Origin of the sequence: Maribacter taeanensis (assembly GCF_047345145.1) — a bacterium.
In the GTDB taxonomy this organism is placed as follows: domain Bacteria; phylum Bacteroidota; class Bacteroidia; order Flavobacteriales; family Flavobacteriaceae; genus Maribacter_C.
Genome location: NZ_JBLFER010000006.1, coordinates 1 through 15,649 on the forward strand (window position 1 = coordinate 1; position 15,649 = coordinate 15,649).

A 15,649-nucleotide genomic window follows, 5' to 3' on the forward strand; every position below is an offset into this window, starting at 1 on the left:
TTCCTGCGCACTAATTGAAGCCGTAAATACAAGTAAAGTGAGTAGTAAAAACGTTCTCATAAATTAGGAGGTTCGATTATCTATATAACTTAATCAAAAATCTTGCCTAAAATTACTTACAACGGTCAGGCTAAGCGTAGTGTGGGAGCGGGAATGCAATTCCCGATGCGCCACAGCGCGCAGCCAAATCTTTTGGTTTTGTTTTTTCTTTTCTTGTCCAAAGCAAAATCCCAAAGATTTTGCGGGCATCATAAAAATACGCAAACGCTGCAAATAAACACCTTAGCCCACATTACGTTTAGGCATTGTTAGGCGCAGTTTTTTTGCGTTTTGATATGCCGTTTCCATTATGAATTCCTTTTTATTCCGTCCGAGTTGGAAGTCCATTCGTAACAGTTGCGTTTGAGTGAAGTCCATTTACACAAACTTATTCAGAGGCCATTGAATTTTTGTTCACTTTTTATTTCTCCATTCTTCTCAAATAGAGTGGTCTTGGTCAAAAAGCCATTTTCGTCATAAACGGAAACTTCTTTTATTATTCCATTTTGATAATATCTTTTTAACTCTCCAATTACTAGTCCGTTTTTAAATTCCGCAATAAGTCTAGTTGCTCCGTTAGAGTAATAATCCGTTTCGATTCCGTCACAAGTTTTTTCACAAGAAATGAATTTATAATTGGGAATTATACCAAGTCTTTTAAGTTCTTCTTTGCTAACTCCTTTTTTTAATGAGACATTGGTTCTTTTAATGTATTCCTCGATTGTTGGTTGAGTTAAAGTATCTGAATTAACCAGTTTGTCAATAATGATACTATGTATTTCTTCAATTTCAGTAGCGACAAGTTCGTATTCCCCTTTTTCCGGAAGTATAACTGTTCCGTTTATGTCCGTAACTCGATATTCTGTTCCATTTTTTTGAAGATGATATAAAAGCGCATTTTCAATTTTATTGGAACATGAATCTTTTAAAAAAAGCGTGTATTTTATCTCTTGGGTAAACCCAAAAACTGTGAAGAAAAGAAGAAATAAAGTCGTTGCCTTCATTTTTTTGAAAATTGCGCCTAACGGCTGGGCTAAGGTTCGTTGCTGTGATTCGTCCGAAGGACAATACAGCCGAACCTAAAGATAGCTTTTTGCGCGTGATTTCCGTTTAGGAAATCCGCAAGCAATGAATTTTAGCCATTGTTGGCAACAGTTTTTTCCATCCGAGTGCGAAGTCCTGCCTAATTAAGTTTTAGTCCATCATCCAAACGACGGTATCTTTTTCCGTATAAATGAATAGATTTCGGTACGCATCATTTCCGAATAATACCTTTTCTGTTGAAGATGGTAAGAACAATAACGTGTCCTTATTATCAATTTTTAAATAGACTTTTATAGAATCGTTTTGAGATTTGATTCTTTTAATAAGCTGATAATTCCCTCTACTATATTGTTCAACAAACTTTTTATTATAAACATATTCTCCGTCGTTAATAATTAATTCTAATTCCTGATTTGCTTGAAAATATTGTCCTTGATAAAATGATGTTTTTTCTGTGTTGCAAGAACATATTAAAATCAGCAAACCAATCGAATAAATGAGTTTGTATTTAATAGACATATCTTAACTCTTGAAAATTGTTGCCAACGGTTCGGCTAAGCGTAGTGCGGAGGCAAGGAAACTTTTCGTTTCCGTCTTCGCACGAAGCTAAAGCTTTTGGTTTAGTTTTTCTTTTTTTGTCCAAAGCTAAATCCCAAAGATTTAGCGACATCATAAATATACACAGACCATTCGATTTTGCCCTAAAGTCCGCATTACGTTTAGGCTTTGTTAGCAAATCGTTTTATTTCGCACGCCTCTTTTCACGTTTCCGTTTTCTAATTTCCTTTTTCCGTTCCTTTTTAGTTTTGTAATCAATTAAAGGACGCCATTCTATTCGGTCATCACTTAAGAGCCATTTTTTATATTTTTCCTTAAAATTTTCCATTCCGCTGTCTTTAATGGCCCAAAGGTAATATTCGATTAGATTGACATTTCCTGTGCAAAAGGTTAGAAGACAATTTTGGACTCCAGTAATGGTTGCATAAGGCATTCCCTCAATTCGGTCAGCCATAATGATTGCAATTTCTCCTTTTGTTAGATTCCTTTCTTGGCATTCAGATTTGACTTTGGTTATAGTTGTGTCCGTAAAAAATTCAGCCAGAGTTGTCAAAGAACTTTCTCCAAAAGCAATTATTTTTTCCGCTTGACCAGTTTTCGTAATCCCTTTAGAATTTTCTATTTCGGATATTCCGTTCAACAAGGAGTCTATTTCTGGTAGCGTTTGAGACAAACCCACATTGAAATTCAGAAGAATTGCAAAAAGTATAGTGGTAGTTTTTTTCATTCAGTTTAGATTTAGTGCCAAATCTATTCTTTGTTTTGTGATTCCGAAACTCGCAATGAGTGAATGAAGGTTTTCGATTATTTAATGGGCTTTATTAAATGTTTGCTAACTAGTGTATATGAGCAATTTAGCAAATTCCTACACATATGCACCCAAAAACAGGTGTATATTCGTGTTAAATTGTTAACTTTCACATATCTGTCCCACCAGGTGTATATGAATGCTTTTTTAGAGTTTGAACAACTACTCAGAATAAAACGTTATAGCAATAATACCGTTACTGCTTATGTAGGTCTTTTAACGGTGTTTGACCGATATATAGGCGATGCGCAAGAAATACATCGCCTTGATAATAAATATTTACTTCAAAAAATCAGAGAATTCATAATCGATAAGAGTTACGCATATGCGACTCAAATGCAATTAATTCATGTACTCATATTATATATGAGAGAAATGCACAATATTAATTTAGATTTAGATACGCTTAGGCCAAGAAAGCCACAGCGAGTGCTCCCAAATATTCTTTCGAAACAAGAGGTGAAAAGAGTTTTAGAGGTCACAACAAATACAAAACATAAAGCCATGCTGACAACAATTTATGCTTTGGGGCTTCGTGTTGGCGAATTGATAAACCTTAAAATTGTAGATTTAGATGGAGAACGAAATACAATCACTTTAAAAGCTGCAAAAGGAAAAAAAGACCGACAGCTTCCCTTTCCCGAATCCCTAAAAAAAATACTTCGAGCGTACTATAAAGAATACCAGCCCAAGGTGTATTTATTTGATGGTCAGAATGGTACCTATTCTACTGCAAGTCTTCGATCTGTTTTCAAAGGTTCTTGTGCAAAGGCAAAAATCAAGAAGAAAGTTACGCTGCATAGCTTAAGGCATGCCTATGCAACACACTTATTAGAATCAGGTACTGACTTGAGAATTATTCAGAAGCTTTTAGGGCACAATTCAATTAAAACAACAATGCTATACACGCAAGTTTCAAACCGAACATTAGCAGAAGTGAAAAGCCCTCTTGACTTTCTTTAAAAGTGTTTCGTTCTTAACGGCGAACTATATCTTAACCCGCCATCCAAATGGGTCTTCAGAAAGATTGTATTGAATATCAGTAATGCGTTTTTTGAGCATGCTAGCATAACTATTTTCTAGTTGCGGTAAATCATAGTCCGTATCGCGATATCCGAAACCGGCGATTGGAGAAATTACAGCGGCAGTACCAGCGCCAAACATCTCTTTCAAACTTCCATTTTTTGAAGCTTCAACAACTTCACTTACTGTAATGGTTCTTACCTCGGTTTTAATACCTTCAGCTGCTGCAATTTCAAGCACACTTTTACGCGTGATACCGTCTAAAATACGATCGCTAGTAGGGCCGGTTATTAAGGTGTCTCCAATGCGAACAAAGATGTTCATAGCACCAGCTTCTTCAATATTTTCATGGGTATTGTCATCCGTCCATACTACTTGTTGGTATCCCTTAGCCTTAGCCAATTGGGTAGGGTAGAACTGCCCAGCATAATTTCCACCTGCCTTTGCATATCCTACACCCCCGTTTGCTGAACGTGAATAGGTTTCTTCTATCAATACTTTTACCTCTCCAGAGAAATAAGGTCCTGAAGGTGCCAAGCAAATCATAAATTTATACTCATCTGCCGGAGACGCATGAAATCCTTTTCCTGAAGCAAAAATAAACGGACGTATGTACATCGCGCTGCCAGGTGTTTGCGGAATCCAATCTTTATCCAATTCTAAAAGTGTTTTTAATCCTTCCATAAAAAACTCCTTCGGAAATTCAGGAATCGACATTCTACTGGCCGAAATATTCAATCGGCTATGATTATCAGTAGGTCGAAATAAAAAGACATCATTATTTTCATCTTTATAGGCCTTCATTCCTTCGAAGATCGATTGCCCATAATGAAAAATCTTTGCAGAGGGTTCTAAACTTAAAGGTCCGTAAGGCACAATTTTAGGATTCTCCCAAGCACCATTCTTGTAATCGCAGACCAGCATGTGATCAGAGAATACGCTACCGAAGGCGAGATTATTAAAATCAACCTGCGAAATTTTTGATGTTTTCGCTTTCTCAATAGTGATGAGATTCTTTGTGGTACTTTCCATTTTAAGTTCAGATTAAAGAATAAAATTAATTAAATATCTGAAATTGTGTCCGGTTTTTTGGTTTAAAATGCCCAATTTTGTGGAAGTTTTACAAATACTGAATATTATGAAACGAATTAACATTTTACTTGTATTTTTCTTGGTGATCGGCAATATAGTGGCACAAGATTCGCAATCAGAAAACGAACAAGCAGGGGTTGAGCCCACAGCTTTACCTTCTTTCGGAGTGCGTATCGATCAAAATAACGCGATTTCTTCAGATGAAATGGCTGAAAAGTATGCCGCAATGAAAACTTCTGATACTTTGCAGACCAAATTTGTAGCAACTGTCACTGAGGTTTGTCAATCAAAAGGATGTTGGATGAAGTTGCAACTGGAAGATGGTCAAGAAACCATGGTTCGTTTTAAGGACTACGGATTTTTTATGCCAAAGGATATTAAAGGAAAAGAGGTTATCGTAAACGGATTGGCTTTCGTTGAAGAAATGAGCATAAAAGATCAAAAACATTATGCAGAAGATGCTGGAAAGTCTGCAGACGAAATTGCTAAAATTACCGAAGCGAAAAAGTCACTAGGCTTTGAAGCTGATGGTGTGCTCTTAAAAGATTGAACTGCTGAAAGTTCAAGTTACTAAGAACCATCCCCCTCCTTCAGGAGAGGCTAGGAGAGGACTTTTCAAGTGTGTTTTCAAGGTTCTACAACTATGAAGAGAGAAATAATAACCACCTCTGACGGCTCTAAAACGATTCAAATTGTCGATTGGGATGAGCAGTACCATTCTAAACACGGTGCGATTCAAGAAGCGTATCATGTTTTTATAAAGTCTGGACTTTCCCTTTTCAGGGATAAAAAACTGTCCCTTTTAGAAATCGGATTTGGTACGGGTCTAAACTGTTTAATTACCCTGCTCGAAGCTCCAAAATTCAATTTAGATATTCAGTATAGAGGCGTAGAAGCCTATCCTATTTCATCAGAAGAACTAGAGCAACTCAACTATATTTCAGAGCTGAAAGCTGAAGCCGTTTCAGAAGAGTTTCAACGAATGCATCAATCCCCTTGGGAAAAAGAAATAGAAATTACTGCTAACTTCCGATTGCATAAACAACAAGAGGATTTTGCAGATTTAAAGGATTCAGATGCTTTTCATTTGATTTATTTTGATGCCTTTGGCGCTCGTGTGCAACCCGAACTTTGGACGGAAACGATTTTTGCCAAAATGTTTACAGCTTTAAAAAAGGATGGCGTTTTAGTCACTTATGCTGCAAAAGGAAGTGTACGTCGCGCTATGCAGGCAGTTGGCTTTTTTGTTGAACGTTTACCAGGTCCACCTGGCAAACGAGAAATGCTTCGTGCAACCAAGAAAATCGAATAATTGGGTGCTCCTCGACTCTTGTTATAGGTTCAAAAGTGTTAAAGTACCCTAAACAAGAGTGTTAAATCAAAATTAAACCTAGGTCAAACGGCTCCGAAAACCAATACCTTTGTGGTATGAAGATTTTGATTACAGGGGCAACAGGTTTAGTAGGTGGTGAAATTGTACGTTTGTGCAAAGAACAGGGTATTGCCGTGAATTATCTTACCACACGCAAAAGTAAAATCGTTGCTGAATCTAATTTTCAAGGCTTTTATTGGAATCCGAATGTCAATGAAATAGATTTAGATTGTTTCGAAGGAGTATCTGCCATTATCAATTTGGCTGGTGCAAGTATCTCAAAACGCTGGACACCCAAGTACAAAAAGATCGTCTTATCTAGCAGAATAAATACCTTAAGAACCCTCAGATTTGGCTTAGAAAAAATTGACAGTTCTAAGATTGTTTCTTTTGCCTCCGCTTCCGCCATTGGTATTTACCCCACTTCAATGACTAGTTTTTATGAAGAAGATGAAAAAGGGGTAGACCATAGTTTCTTAGGTGAAGTTGTTGAAGCCTGGGAAAAGGAAGTCGATGCCTTTCAAAATTTTGACTTCAGTGTTGCCAAAATACGAATAGGATTGGTGATGTCTGCTAATGGCGGTGCACTACCAGAAATGGCAAAACCAATCAAGTATTTTGCAGGTGCAGCCTTTGGCAGCGGCATGCAATGGCAATCATGGATTCATATCACCGATTTAGCAAGACTCTTTCTTTTTACCGTTAAAAATGAACTCAATGGTGTTTACAATGGTGTTGGTCCGAATCCAGTAAACAATGCTAAACTCTTAAAGGAGATTGCCAAAGTACTTCAAAGACCTTTGATTTTACCGAATGTTCCGCAGTTTGCTATGAAAGCACTTTTAGGTGAAATGTCATATATTCTATTTGCGAGTCAAAGGGTAAGTAGTAAAAAAATTGAAGAAGAAGGCTTTTCATTCTACTACACAAATATCTGCAAGGCTATTGAAGGCATTTATTCCAAGAACTCAGAAAACAAGCATGAGTTCGATGTAAGAGAGAAAAAGGAATACGTTTAGAAACAAAAAGGCACCTCACCTAATTACTTTCCCATAACCCTCAACCCTCAACCCTTAACCCTCAACCCTCAACCCTTAACCCTTAACCCTCAACCCATAACCCTTAACCCATAACCCTTAACCCTTAACCCATAACCCATAACCCATAACCCATAACCCTTGACCCATAACCCAGAAATAAACTTGTTCATGTATTTGTTGATTCAAGAATTTTAATTTTCTTAGCCAACAGCCAACAGCCAACAGCCAACAGCCAACAGCCAACAGCCAACAGCCAACAGCCAACAGCCAACAGCCAACAGCCAACAGCCAACAGCCAACAGCCAACAGTCTTTTCTCTTTATTCTTTAAGCGAAGCGATCTTTCCTCTTTTTTTAGTGACATTTTGACATTTTTAAAGAATTGGCAGTACTTTTGCCACCTCAAAATGACGATTAAATAGTACAAGCAAATGAGTAAAAAAGATAAAACTGAAGAATTAGAAGATATCATCTCTGATACTGATGTAAATACAGAAGATCAAACAACTGTCGAAGAGCCTGCTGATGTTGAGGATGAGCTTAGTGTTGAGGAAAAATTACAGGAAGAACTAGGCAAAGAAAAAGACAAATTTTTACGTCTTTTTGCGGAGTTCGAAAATTATAAAAAACGCACATCTAAAGAGCGCATGGACTTGTTTAAAACTGCAGGTCAAGAAGTTATTGTCTCGTTGTTGCCCGTAATTGATGATTTTGATCGCGCGATGAAAGAGCTTGCAAAATCAGAGGACAAAGAAATGTTTAAGGGTGTTGAGTTGATTAGCAATAAGTTCAAAGAAACTCTGAAGAATAAAGGCTTGACAGAAGTGGAAGCAAAGCAGGGAGATTCCTTTGATGCAGAAATCCACGATGCTATTACACAAATTCCGGCACCTAGTAAGAAATTGAAAGGCAAAATTATTGATGTAATTGAAAAGGGATATACCCTAGGCGATAAAATTATCCGTCACCCTAAGGTTGTAGTAGGAAACTAAGTATATAAAATACGATGAAGCAAGATTATTACGAGATATTAGGGGTTACCAAGAATGCAAGTGCAGCTGAGATTAAAAAGGCATATCGCAAAAAGGCGGTGCAGTACCATCCTGATAAGAATCCGGGAGATGCGAAGGCAGAAGAGAATTTCAAGAAAGCTGCTGAAGCCTATGAGGTTTTAAGTGATGCCGATAAGAAAGCGCGTTATGACCAATTTGGTCATGCAGCCTTTGAAGGGGGCGGCGGTTTCGGCGGCGGAGGTATGAACATGGATGATATTTTTAGCCAGTTCGGTGATATCTTCGGAAGTGCCTTCGGTGGCGGAGGTGGCTTTGGTGGATTTGGCGGTGGCGGTGGCCAACGTCGCGTAAAGGGTAGTAATCTTCGTATTCGCGTAAAGCTTACACTAGAAGAAGTGGCAAATGGGGTAGAGAAGAAGGTTAAAGTCCGAAGAAAAGTTCAAGCTGACGGTGTTACCTATAAGACTTGTGGTACCTGTGGTGGTAGAGGTCAAGTAACGAAGATTACGAACACTATTTTGGGTAGAATGCAGACAGCTGCAGCCTGTAATGCTTGTGGTGGTAGTGGACAGATTATTGATAAAAGACCAAGTGATGCAGACGGCCAAGGTTTGAAAGTTGCTGAAGAAACGGTTTCTATTAATATTCCTGCAGGAGTTGAGGAAGGCATGCAATTGAAAGTGCCGAATAAGGGCAATGAAGCTCCGGGTAATGGAGTGCCTGGGGATTTGCTTGTTGCCATAGAAACTTTAGACCACGCTACGCTTAAACGTGAAGGTGATAATCTGCATTACGATCTATATATAAGTATTTCGGAAGCGGTATTAGGTACTTCAAAAGAAATTGACTCCGTAGGCGGACAAGTGCGTATAAAGCTGGAAGCCGGAATTCAATCTGGCAAAATACTTCGTTTACGCGGAAAAGGTATTTCAAGTCTAAACGGCTACGGAAGTGGTGATTTACTAGTCCACGTCAATGTCTGGACTCCGAAAGAGTTAAATAAAGAGCAAAAAGAGTTTTTTGAGAAGATGCAGAGCAATGAAAATTTCACGCCAAATCCCGAAAAATCAGACAAATCTTTCTTTGAAAAAGTTAAAGATATGTTCTCTTAACAGATATTAATTTGGCATTTAAATAAAAAACGTATATTTGAATTAGTATTGGGAAACCAATACTAATTTTCTTTTTCATAGCAATTTTTTTCCCATCCTTGATTCTTTTAAGGGTGGGTTTTGTTTTTTAGTGAGACTGTATTATAAGCATGCAAAGCATAGCTTAGAATACAAAGTCGAACTAACCCCGCCGAAGGACAAGGCCTTAAACTTATCTAAGGTGGGTTCTGGAAGTAAATAAATTTTTTCCCTTGACCCTTTTGTTTTTTCGCCAGGAACATTTTTTATTAAAATACGTTTAGCGTTTAGCGTAAAGCGTACTCAAACTCTTTTATTTATCTTTGGCAAAATTGCTTGCATGAATAACATTTTGGTTACGAAGGAGGTTACCAAACGCTTTGGGGAACATACCGCCCTTAAAAAAGTCTCTTTAGAAATTCCGAAAAATAGTATCTACGGACTTCTTGGTCCGAACGGAGCAGGAAAAACTACTTTAATTCGTATTATCAATCAAATTACCTACCCCGATCAAGGAGAAGTGTTTTTTGACGGCGAACTATTGCAACCACATCATATTGCCATGATTGGGTATTTGCCTGAAGAGAGAGGCTTGTATAAAAGCATGAAAGTGGGGGAACAGGCTTTGTATTTAGCCCAACTAAAAGGCTTGAGCAAATCAGAAGCAAAACAACGCTTAAAATATTGGTTTGATCGTTTAGAAATTGGCGATTGGTGGAACAAAAAAATTCAAGAGCTTTCCAAAGGAATGGCTCAAAAAATCCAATTTATTGTTACGGTGCTTCATGAACCTAAACTCTTAATTTTTGATGAGCCGTTTAGTGGGTTCGACCCTATAAATGCCAACATCATCAAAGACGAAATACTACAATTACGAGATAAGGGAGCGACCATTATTTTTTCAACTCACCGCATGGAATCTGTTGAGGAGCTTTGCAATCATATTGCACTCATTCACCAATCGGAAAAAATATTAGACGGTAAACTATCTGATATTAAAAAAGCCTATAAGAGAAATATTTTTGAAGTTGGCGCTCATGTAGATCATGGAGAAGGGGTATTGAATGATTTGCAAGATAAATTTGAGATCATAGCATCTGATTATAATTTCGAAGAAAAACAACTGGATTTTAAAATTCAATTACCATCTAGTGATTCTAGTGAACTATTGGCGTATTTATCGAATAAGGTGAATATCAATCAGTTTATAGAGACGATACCTTCTGCCAATGAAATTTTCATACAAACCGTTCAATCTAAAGATGCTCATGAATAAATTACCATTAATCATAAAACGTGAGTATTTGGCTAAGGTGAGGAATAAATCTTTTGTCATAATGACCTTCTTAAGTCCGATTTTGATGGTGGGTATGGTGGTATTGATTGCTTATCTTACCGAGTTGAATGATAGTGAAAAACGCATCATTTCTGTTTTAAATGAAAGTGACTATTTCGCTAACGAATTCATGTCCACAGAAAGTACAGGATACGTAAATTTTGAAAATATCAGTTTAGAAGCTGCCAAAGACTCTACGGCTAACCTTGGCTATACAGGGCTTTTACATATTCCTTCTGACGGAGATTTAGAAATGGTAGCTGCACGATCATTCTTTTATTCCAAAGATGCCGCTAGTACAGCCGTACTAGCTAATATTGAAGATATATTTCAAGAGCGATTGCGGCAACGAAAACTTCAGAATATGGGAGTTTCTGCTGAAGAATTTGCCCAGATTGATAATGGCTTTGAGATCAATACATCTACCTTTGCTGGCGAGCTAAATTTAAAAGGAATCAATGAATTGAAAGCTGCTATTGGTGGTGCTTTTGGGTATTTGATAATGATGTTTATTATCATTTATGGGGGCTTTGTGATGCGGAGCGTTATCGAGGAAAAAACAAGCCGAATTATCGAGGTGATTATTTCCTCAGTAAAACCTTTTCAGCTCATGTTAGGAAAGATAATAGGTACCTCTCTTGCTGGAATAACCCAATTTGTCATTTGGATAGTTTCTGCTAGCCTTCTTTTATTGGTAGCATTTGCCATTTTTGGTATCGATCCTGATACGCTGAATCAAGGCCCTGATTTAACGGCAGCGATGGGTGATACTATTGGCGGCCCTGTTCCGTCGCCTACCAAGGCTATGGAATATTTTAAAGAACTCTACAAATTACCCTGGGTTATGTTGATCCTATTTTTTCTAGTCTATTTCATTCTAGGTTATCTGATATACAGCTCAATTTATGCAGCTATAGGTGCTGCCGTAGATAACGAAACTGATACGCAGCAATTTATATTTCCAATTATTCTACCCTTAATGTTGGCAATTTATGTTGGTTTCTTTTCCGTTTTTAGCAATCCCCATGGACCAATAGCGGTTGGTTTTTCCTTATTTCCGTTAACATCACCCATCGTAATGTTAATGCGCTTACCTGGTGGAATAGGAGAAGGAGGAGTTCCTATTTGGCAGTTAGTAACCTCAATTGCACTTTTAATAGTTACCTTTATTGGTATCGTTTGGTTAGCTGCCAAAATCTACAGAATTGGTATTTTGATGTATGGCAAAAAACCAAGCTACAGCGAACTTTTTAAATGGTTGCGATATTAAAATGGAGAATCTCGAAAATGCTGTAAGGGCCATAAAGGATTTCTTGACATACCGTATTTACGATACTGATACGGTGCATCTCACCATCGGCACATTTCTTACGATTGTTATTGCAATAATTGCAGTAACCTATATTTTGAAACTAGTTCACCGTTTGGTTACGGCTAAACTACCAGAAGAAGATAAGAACAAGTTTATAAGCATCTTCGGCTTTCTAAAGTACCTCTTCTACATTCTTGCAGTGGTTACCATTTTACACTCGTCTGGTGTCAATCTCACCGTTTTACTTACGGCATCAGCAGCCCTATTTGTTGGTTTGGGTTTTGCACTCCAGTATTTGTTTCAAGATATTATTTCCGGAATTTTAATCATCTTAGATCAGTCATTGCATGTCGGAGATATCATTGAAGTAGAAAATAAAGTGGGGCGTGTTTTTGAAATCCGTCTGCGAACCACTAGAGCATTGACTCGTGATGATAAGGTATTGGTGATTCCCAATCATAAATTCTTAACGGATAGCATTTATAACTATACCCAAAATCATAAAACCACCAGAGAGTCTATTAAAATTGGTGTCGCCTATGGTAGTGATGTCAAATTGGTCACTCAATTACTTGAAGAAGTTGCGAATGAACAACAGGGAGTACTTAAAAGTCCGAAGTCTTTTGTGCTTTTCGAAGATTTTGGAGATTCTGCATTGCTATTTTCGTTGAACTACTATATTACCGATAGTTTTAGTGATCCAAAGATGAAAAGTGAAATGCGCTATAGAATTGACACAAAATTTAGAGCGCATAACATCAGTATTCCTTTTCCTCAAAGAGATGTGCATCTATTTCAAAAGAACTATCGCTTAAAGACTAATTCATGATTGCTGTCGTTTAATTGCTATGAAGCAACATTTTTTTTGTGCTTTCCTATTTTTTCTGATAAGCTGCTTCGCATTATCACAAACTCCTGACCTTCTTCGTTTGGAATACACCGCAATACCTGAAAACAAATCAGGAATACGCACCAATCGTTACCGAGCTGTTTTAAATGTACCATTCAAAATCAAAACGCATAATTACTTGGTAATAGGTGCGGAATACAACAAATATGACTTTCGCGTGGGGCAACAACTTCCTTTTAATACAAGTACCTTAGAGCGCCTTCATATCGTTGACTTTAACTTGGGATATTCTTTTAAATGGAATGAAACCTGGCGTTTTATCGGAGCCGTTCAACCTCGTTTGGCGTCCAATTTTGTTCTAGGTATTATTGACAACAATGATTTTAGGGTAAATCTTTCAGGGGTTATGATGAAAGAAAAAAAAGATATTGAGAAGCCTTTCCGATTAATCGTTGGACTGTCTTTCAACAGTGCTACAGGATTACCATTTCCTTTGCCTGTCGTAAATTATTACAAAAGATTTCATCCGAATTGGTCTTATACCATAGGAATTCCTAGACAAGATTTTAAGTATCATAGCAATTCTGGGAAGCATGTATTACAAGCGGCATTATTTTTGGATGGTTATTTTATAAATATTCAAAATGATGTGCTATTGCCAGGCAATGCTGTTGGAGAGTCAATTTCCCTATCAGCTTTGGTAAGTGCTGTAGGGTATCAATATAAGTTCACTAAGGAAATATCACTTTACGCACTTTTTGGGTATTCGCTTTTACAAGAAGGACTTATCAGAGATGGGAATAGAAATAGCGCGTTTACACTAAATGATAAAGGAAATATTTATCTTAGAACAGGATTTAAAATAGGAATTTTTTAAAAGAGATTTCCGCCTTCGCGGGAATGAAAATAAAAACGATTACTTATGTCAAAAATATTAGTCATTGAAGATGAAGCAGCCATTAGAAGGGTATTAGTAAAAATTCTTTCCGAAGAAAGTGATACCTATCAACTTGAAGAAGCTGAAGATGGATTAAAGGGGATAGAAGCTGTCAAAAACAATGATTACGATTTAGTGCTTTGTGATATAAAAATGCCCAAAATGGATGGGGTAGAGGTTTTAGAAGCTGCTAGAAAAATTAAACCTGAAATTCCATTTATAATGATTTCTGGTCATGGTGATCTAGACACTGCTGTTAATACAATGAGAGCAGGCGCTTTTGATTATATCTCTAAACCGCCAGATTTGAATCGACTTTTGACAACAGTTCGAAATGCTTTAGATCGTAAAGAACTGGTAGTTGAAAATAAAATTCTTAAGAAAAAGGTTAGTAAGAACTATGAAATGGTAGGTGATAGCAAAGAGATCGGCGCTATCAAAGATATGATTGAAAAAGTAGCTCCGACTGACGCAAGAGTGTTAATTACAGGCTCAAACGGAACAGGTAAAGAGTTAGTGGCACATTGGCTGCATGAAAAGAGTCCTAGAAGTTCAGCTCCCTTTATTGAGGTGAATTGTGCCGCGATTCCTTCAGAGTTAATTGAGAGTGAATTATTCGGACATGTAAAAGGAGCTTTTACCTCTGCGGTAAAAGACAGAGCAGGTAAGTTTGAAGCTGCCAATAAAGGAACTATTTTTTTAGATGAAATAGGAGATATGAGTCTATCAGCGCAAGCGAAAGTTTTGCGTGCCCTTCAAGAAAGTAAAATTTCAAGAGTTGGTTCAGATAAGGACATTAAAGTAGATGTTCGCGTACTTGCGGCAACGAACAAAGATTTAAAAAAGGAAATTGCTGACGGTAAATTTAGAGAAGATTTATATCATAGACTCGCTGTGATTTTGATCAAAGTACCGGCACTAAATGATCGAAGAGACGATATTCCTTTGTTAATCAATCATTTTGCGAATAAAATCACCAGTGAGCAAGGTGTCGCTAAGAAGAATTTTTCTGATAAGGCAATTAAGTTGCTAAAAGCTTATGACTGGACAGGTAACATCAGAGAGCTTCGAAATGTAGTTGAAAGGCTAATCATTTTAGGGGGCAGCGAGGTGACAGAAGAAGACGTGAAGCTATTTGCTAGTAAGTGATACTCTTTTAGCAAAGACGATATTTCAAGAAAATAAGAAAAGTTCTTTTTGTAAAGACTGAAATAAATCATTGGTTAGCTAACGGCCGACTATTTTGATATTCCACAGTCTCCCAGACGCGCGAGTGCTTCTTCAGTAATTTCTTTTGTTCGCAGATTATAGTATTTTTTACCTTCCGAAAGATTGGAAGTTAATAAGCGTTCTTCACAACGTATATAGACGGTATTTGCGAAAGCCCTCGCTTCTAGACAATTTACAGATTCAATTACCTTATTAATAGATTGTCTATAATTTTCCAATGAAATATCAATTTGTTGATGCAATTGGGTTTCTTTTGCTTCCTTAGCTATTAAGGGATCTTCGATTTCGGTACTTATTTCAAACTTCTTTGCCGAAAACTCAGCATCATGCATTTCGTGCTGTTCCAGATTATCTACAGCATCCAAAATTTGCTCCAATGCTTCTTGTAAAAGTATTTTTGTACCATTTAAAGAGGTGGCTTTTGTTGCTGCCTTAAGATTTATAAGACTTTCCTCAATGTTAATCTCTGCGTCTTCGCAACCACAATCGTTAAAACGGTTTGTAGAAGTTTGAATTACTTTGATTGCCTTGTAGGTGTAGAATCTTGATTTGTTAATATCAGAGGTCTCCAGAGCTTCTTCTGTTCGTGCTTTGACATAATTCAGATTTGAGCCTGCATAATTACAAGCTTCACTCGTAGTAAACGAAGAGAGAAGGACAATTGCTATAGCAAATAGCATTACATAAAGAGTCTTCATAGCGTAGGTTTTGGTCGTAATATTTTGGGAATATCACTACATGTAAAATTAAAAAATGTATGTGTTTGAAACCTACTTTTTTCGACGGAACACCCTCAATTTCAGGTAATTCGGGCAAACAGATTTTTATGTCCGATGAATGGCCATTTTTTTTAACATTTTCAGCGT

The 15,649-nt window shown here is 37.2% G+C and carries 17 protein-coding genes; 11 read left to right on the top strand and 6 right to left on the bottom strand.

Features of this window, described 5'->3' with window-relative positions:
• Positions 1-431: 431 nt before the first annotated feature.
• From ACKWCD_RS16470 to ACKWCD_RS16480, 3 genes are all read right to left on the bottom strand, one after another.
• Positions 432-1,043, bottom strand: coding sequence for a toxin-antitoxin system YwqK family antitoxin (locus ACKWCD_RS16470; protein WP_413985059.1), 612 nt, complete (start codon positions 1,041-1,043; stop codon positions 432-434).
• 190 nt (positions 1,044-1,233) lie between these two features.
• A complete protein-coding gene (locus ACKWCD_RS16475; protein WP_413985060.1) occupies positions 1,234-1,602 on the bottom strand; it encodes a hypothetical protein in 369 nt (122 codons plus the stop codon).
• A gap of 223 nt (positions 1,603-1,825) precedes the next feature.
• On the bottom strand, positions 1,826-2,368 hold the full coding sequence (locus ACKWCD_RS16480) for a hypothetical protein (protein WP_413985061.1): 543 nt from the start codon (positions 2,366-2,368) through the stop codon (positions 1,826-1,828).
• Positions 2,369-2,584: 216 nt separating this feature from the next.
• Between ACKWCD_RS16480 and ACKWCD_RS16485 the strand changes: the two genes are divergently transcribed.
• Positions 2,585-3,412 (top strand): tyrosine-type recombinase/integrase, encoded by an 828-nt coding sequence (locus ACKWCD_RS16485; protein WP_413985062.1) that lies wholly within the window; start codon positions 2,585-2,587, stop codon positions 3,410-3,412.
• Between the two features lie 24 nt (positions 3,413-3,436).
• Here ACKWCD_RS16485 and ACKWCD_RS16490 read toward each other — a convergent pair whose 3' ends face one another.
• Complete coding sequence (locus ACKWCD_RS16490; RefSeq protein ID WP_413985063.1) at positions 3,437-4,504, bottom strand: branched-chain amino acid aminotransferase; 1,068 nt, start codon at positions 4,502-4,504, stop codon at positions 3,437-3,439.
• A 106-nt stretch (positions 4,505-4,610) separates the two neighbouring features.
• On the opposite strand from ACKWCD_RS16490, the gene ACKWCD_RS16495 reads away from it, so the two are divergent.
• The 3 genes from ACKWCD_RS16495 to ACKWCD_RS16505 all read left to right on the top strand — a co-directional run bounded on the left by ACKWCD_RS16495 (position 4,611) and on the right by ACKWCD_RS16505 (position 6,955).
• The gene (locus ACKWCD_RS16495) at positions 4,611-5,114 is read left to right on the top strand and encodes a DUF4920 domain-containing protein (RefSeq protein WP_413985064.1); all 504 of its coding nucleotides are present in this window, start codon (positions 4,611-4,613) and stop codon (positions 5,112-5,114) included.
• Positions 5,115-5,207: 93 nt separating this feature from the next.
• Positions 5,208-5,876, top strand: a complete 669-nt coding sequence (gene mnmC2, locus ACKWCD_RS16500) for a tRNA (5-methylaminomethyl-2-thiouridine)(34)-methyltransferase MnmC2 (protein WP_413985065.1) — start codon at positions 5,208-5,210, stop codon at positions 5,874-5,876.
• A 116-nt stretch (positions 5,877-5,992) separates the two neighbouring features.
• On the top strand, positions 5,993-6,955 hold the full coding sequence (locus ACKWCD_RS16505; protein WP_413985066.1) for a TIGR01777 family oxidoreductase: 963 nt from the start codon (positions 5,993-5,995) through the stop codon (positions 6,953-6,955).
• Positions 6,956-7,072: 117 nt separating this feature from the next.
• Here ACKWCD_RS16505 and ACKWCD_RS16510 read toward each other — a convergent pair whose 3' ends face one another.
• Complete coding sequence (locus tag ACKWCD_RS16510; protein WP_413985067.1) at positions 7,073-7,339, bottom strand: hypothetical protein; 267 nt, start codon at positions 7,337-7,339, stop codon at positions 7,073-7,075.
• Positions 7,340-7,406: 67 nt separating this feature from the next.
• Here ACKWCD_RS16510 and ACKWCD_RS16515 point away from each other — a divergent pair, with 67 nt between their 5' ends.
• From ACKWCD_RS16515 to ACKWCD_RS16545, 7 genes are all read left to right on the top strand, one after another.
• A complete protein-coding gene (locus ACKWCD_RS16515; RefSeq protein ID WP_413985068.1) occupies positions 7,407-7,967 on the top strand; it encodes a nucleotide exchange factor GrpE in 561 nt (186 codons plus the stop codon).
• A 14-nt stretch (positions 7,968-7,981) separates the two neighbouring features.
• Positions 7,982-9,100 (top strand): molecular chaperone DnaJ, encoded by a 1,119-nt coding sequence (gene dnaJ / locus ACKWCD_RS16520; RefSeq protein ID WP_413985069.1) that lies wholly within the window; start codon positions 7,982-7,984, stop codon positions 9,098-9,100.
• A 358-nt stretch (positions 9,101-9,458) separates the two neighbouring features.
• Positions 9,459-10,394, top strand: coding sequence for an ABC transporter ATP-binding protein (locus ACKWCD_RS16525; RefSeq protein WP_413985070.1), 936 nt, complete (start codon positions 9,459-9,461; stop codon positions 10,392-10,394).
• Positions 10,387-11,724, top strand: a complete 1,338-nt coding sequence (locus ACKWCD_RS16530; protein ID WP_413985071.1) for an ABC transporter permease — start codon at positions 10,387-10,389, stop codon at positions 11,722-11,724. Before ACKWCD_RS16525 ends, ACKWCD_RS16530 begins: the two co-directional genes overlap by 8 nt.
• Positions 11,675-12,595, top strand: a complete 921-nt coding sequence (locus ACKWCD_RS16535) for a mechanosensitive ion channel family protein (protein ID WP_413985072.1) — start codon at positions 11,675-11,677, stop codon at positions 12,593-12,595. The genes ACKWCD_RS16530 and ACKWCD_RS16535 overlap by 50 nt, the downstream gene beginning before the upstream one ends.
• Before the next feature lie 19 nt (positions 12,596-12,614).
• Complete coding sequence (locus tag ACKWCD_RS16540; RefSeq protein WP_413985073.1) at positions 12,615-13,493, top strand: DUF6268 family outer membrane beta-barrel protein; 879 nt, start codon at positions 12,615-12,617, stop codon at positions 13,491-13,493.
• Between the two features lie 45 nt (positions 13,494-13,538).
• Positions 13,539-14,702 carry a sigma-54-dependent transcriptional regulator gene (locus ACKWCD_RS16545; RefSeq protein WP_413985074.1) on the top strand — a complete coding sequence of 388 codons (1,164 nt, stop codon included), beginning with the start codon at positions 13,539-13,541 and terminating at the stop codon, positions 14,700-14,702.
• A gap of 89 nt (positions 14,703-14,791) precedes the next feature.
• Here the strand turns inward: ACKWCD_RS16545 and ACKWCD_RS16550 are convergent, their stop codons facing one another.
• A complete protein-coding gene (locus ACKWCD_RS16550) occupies positions 14,792-15,481 on the bottom strand; it encodes a hypothetical protein (RefSeq protein WP_413985075.1) in 690 nt (229 codons plus the stop codon).
• Between the last annotated feature and the right edge of the window lie 168 nt (positions 15,482-15,649).

What these genes read in the sequence shown, in the direction of transcription:
- ACKWCD_RS16515 (WP_413985068.1), top strand. Translation starts at nt 7,407, where the DNA reads ATGAGTAAAAAAGATAAAACTGAAGAATTAGAAGATATCATCTCTGAT.
- ACKWCD_RS16510 (WP_413985067.1), bottom strand. Translation starts at nt 7,339, where the DNA reads ATGTCACTAAAAAAAGAGGAAAGATCGCTTCGCTTAAAGAATAAAGAG.
- ACKWCD_RS16540 (WP_413985073.1), top strand. Translation starts at nt 12,615, where the DNA reads ATGAAGCAACATTTTTTTTGTGCTTTCCTATTTTTTCTGATAAGCTGC.
- ACKWCD_RS16525 (WP_413985070.1), top strand. Translation starts at nt 9,459, where the DNA reads ATGAATAACATTTTGGTTACGAAGGAGGTTACCAAACGCTTTGGGGAA.
- ACKWCD_RS16505 (WP_413985066.1), top strand. Translation starts at nt 5,993, where the DNA reads ATGAAGATTTTGATTACAGGGGCAACAGGTTTAGTAGGTGGTGAAATT.
- ACKWCD_RS16475 (WP_413985060.1), bottom strand. Translation starts at nt 1,602, where the DNA reads ATGTCTATTAAATACAAACTCATTTATTCGATTGGTTTGCTGATTTTA.
- ACKWCD_RS16480 (WP_413985061.1), bottom strand. Translation starts at nt 2,368, where the DNA reads ATGAAAAAAACTACCACTATACTTTTTGCAATTCTTCTGAATTTCAAT.
- ACKWCD_RS16530 (WP_413985071.1), top strand. Translation starts at nt 10,387, where the DNA reads ATGAATAAATTACCATTAATCATAAAACGTGAGTATTTGGCTAAGGTG.
- ACKWCD_RS16490 (WP_413985063.1), bottom strand. Translation starts at nt 4,504, where the DNA reads ATGGAAAGTACCACAAAGAATCTCATCACTATTGAGAAAGCGAAAACA.
- ACKWCD_RS16535 (WP_413985072.1), top strand. Translation starts at nt 11,675, where the DNA reads ATGGCAAAAAACCAAGCTACAGCGAACTTTTTAAATGGTTGCGATATT.
- ACKWCD_RS16545 (WP_413985074.1), top strand. Translation starts at nt 13,539, where the DNA reads ATGTCAAAAATATTAGTCATTGAAGATGAAGCAGCCATTAGAAGGGTA.
- ACKWCD_RS16485 (WP_413985062.1), top strand. Translation starts at nt 2,585, where the DNA reads ATGAATGCTTTTTTAGAGTTTGAACAACTACTCAGAATAAAACGTTAT.
- ACKWCD_RS16495 (WP_413985064.1), top strand. Translation starts at nt 4,611, where the DNA reads ATGAAACGAATTAACATTTTACTTGTATTTTTCTTGGTGATCGGCAAT.
- ACKWCD_RS16550 (WP_413985075.1), bottom strand. Translation starts at nt 15,481, where the DNA reads ATGAAGACTCTTTATGTAATGCTATTTGCTATAGCAATTGTCCTTCTC.
- mnmC2 (WP_413985065.1), top strand. Translation starts at nt 5,208, where the DNA reads ATGAAGAGAGAAATAATAACCACCTCTGACGGCTCTAAAACGATTCAA.
- dnaJ (WP_413985069.1), top strand. Translation starts at nt 7,982, where the DNA reads ATGAAGCAAGATTATTACGAGATATTAGGGGTTACCAAGAATGCAAGT.
- ACKWCD_RS16470 (WP_413985059.1), bottom strand. Translation starts at nt 1,043, where the DNA reads ATGAAGGCAACGACTTTATTTCTTCTTTTCTTCACAGTTTTTGGGTTT.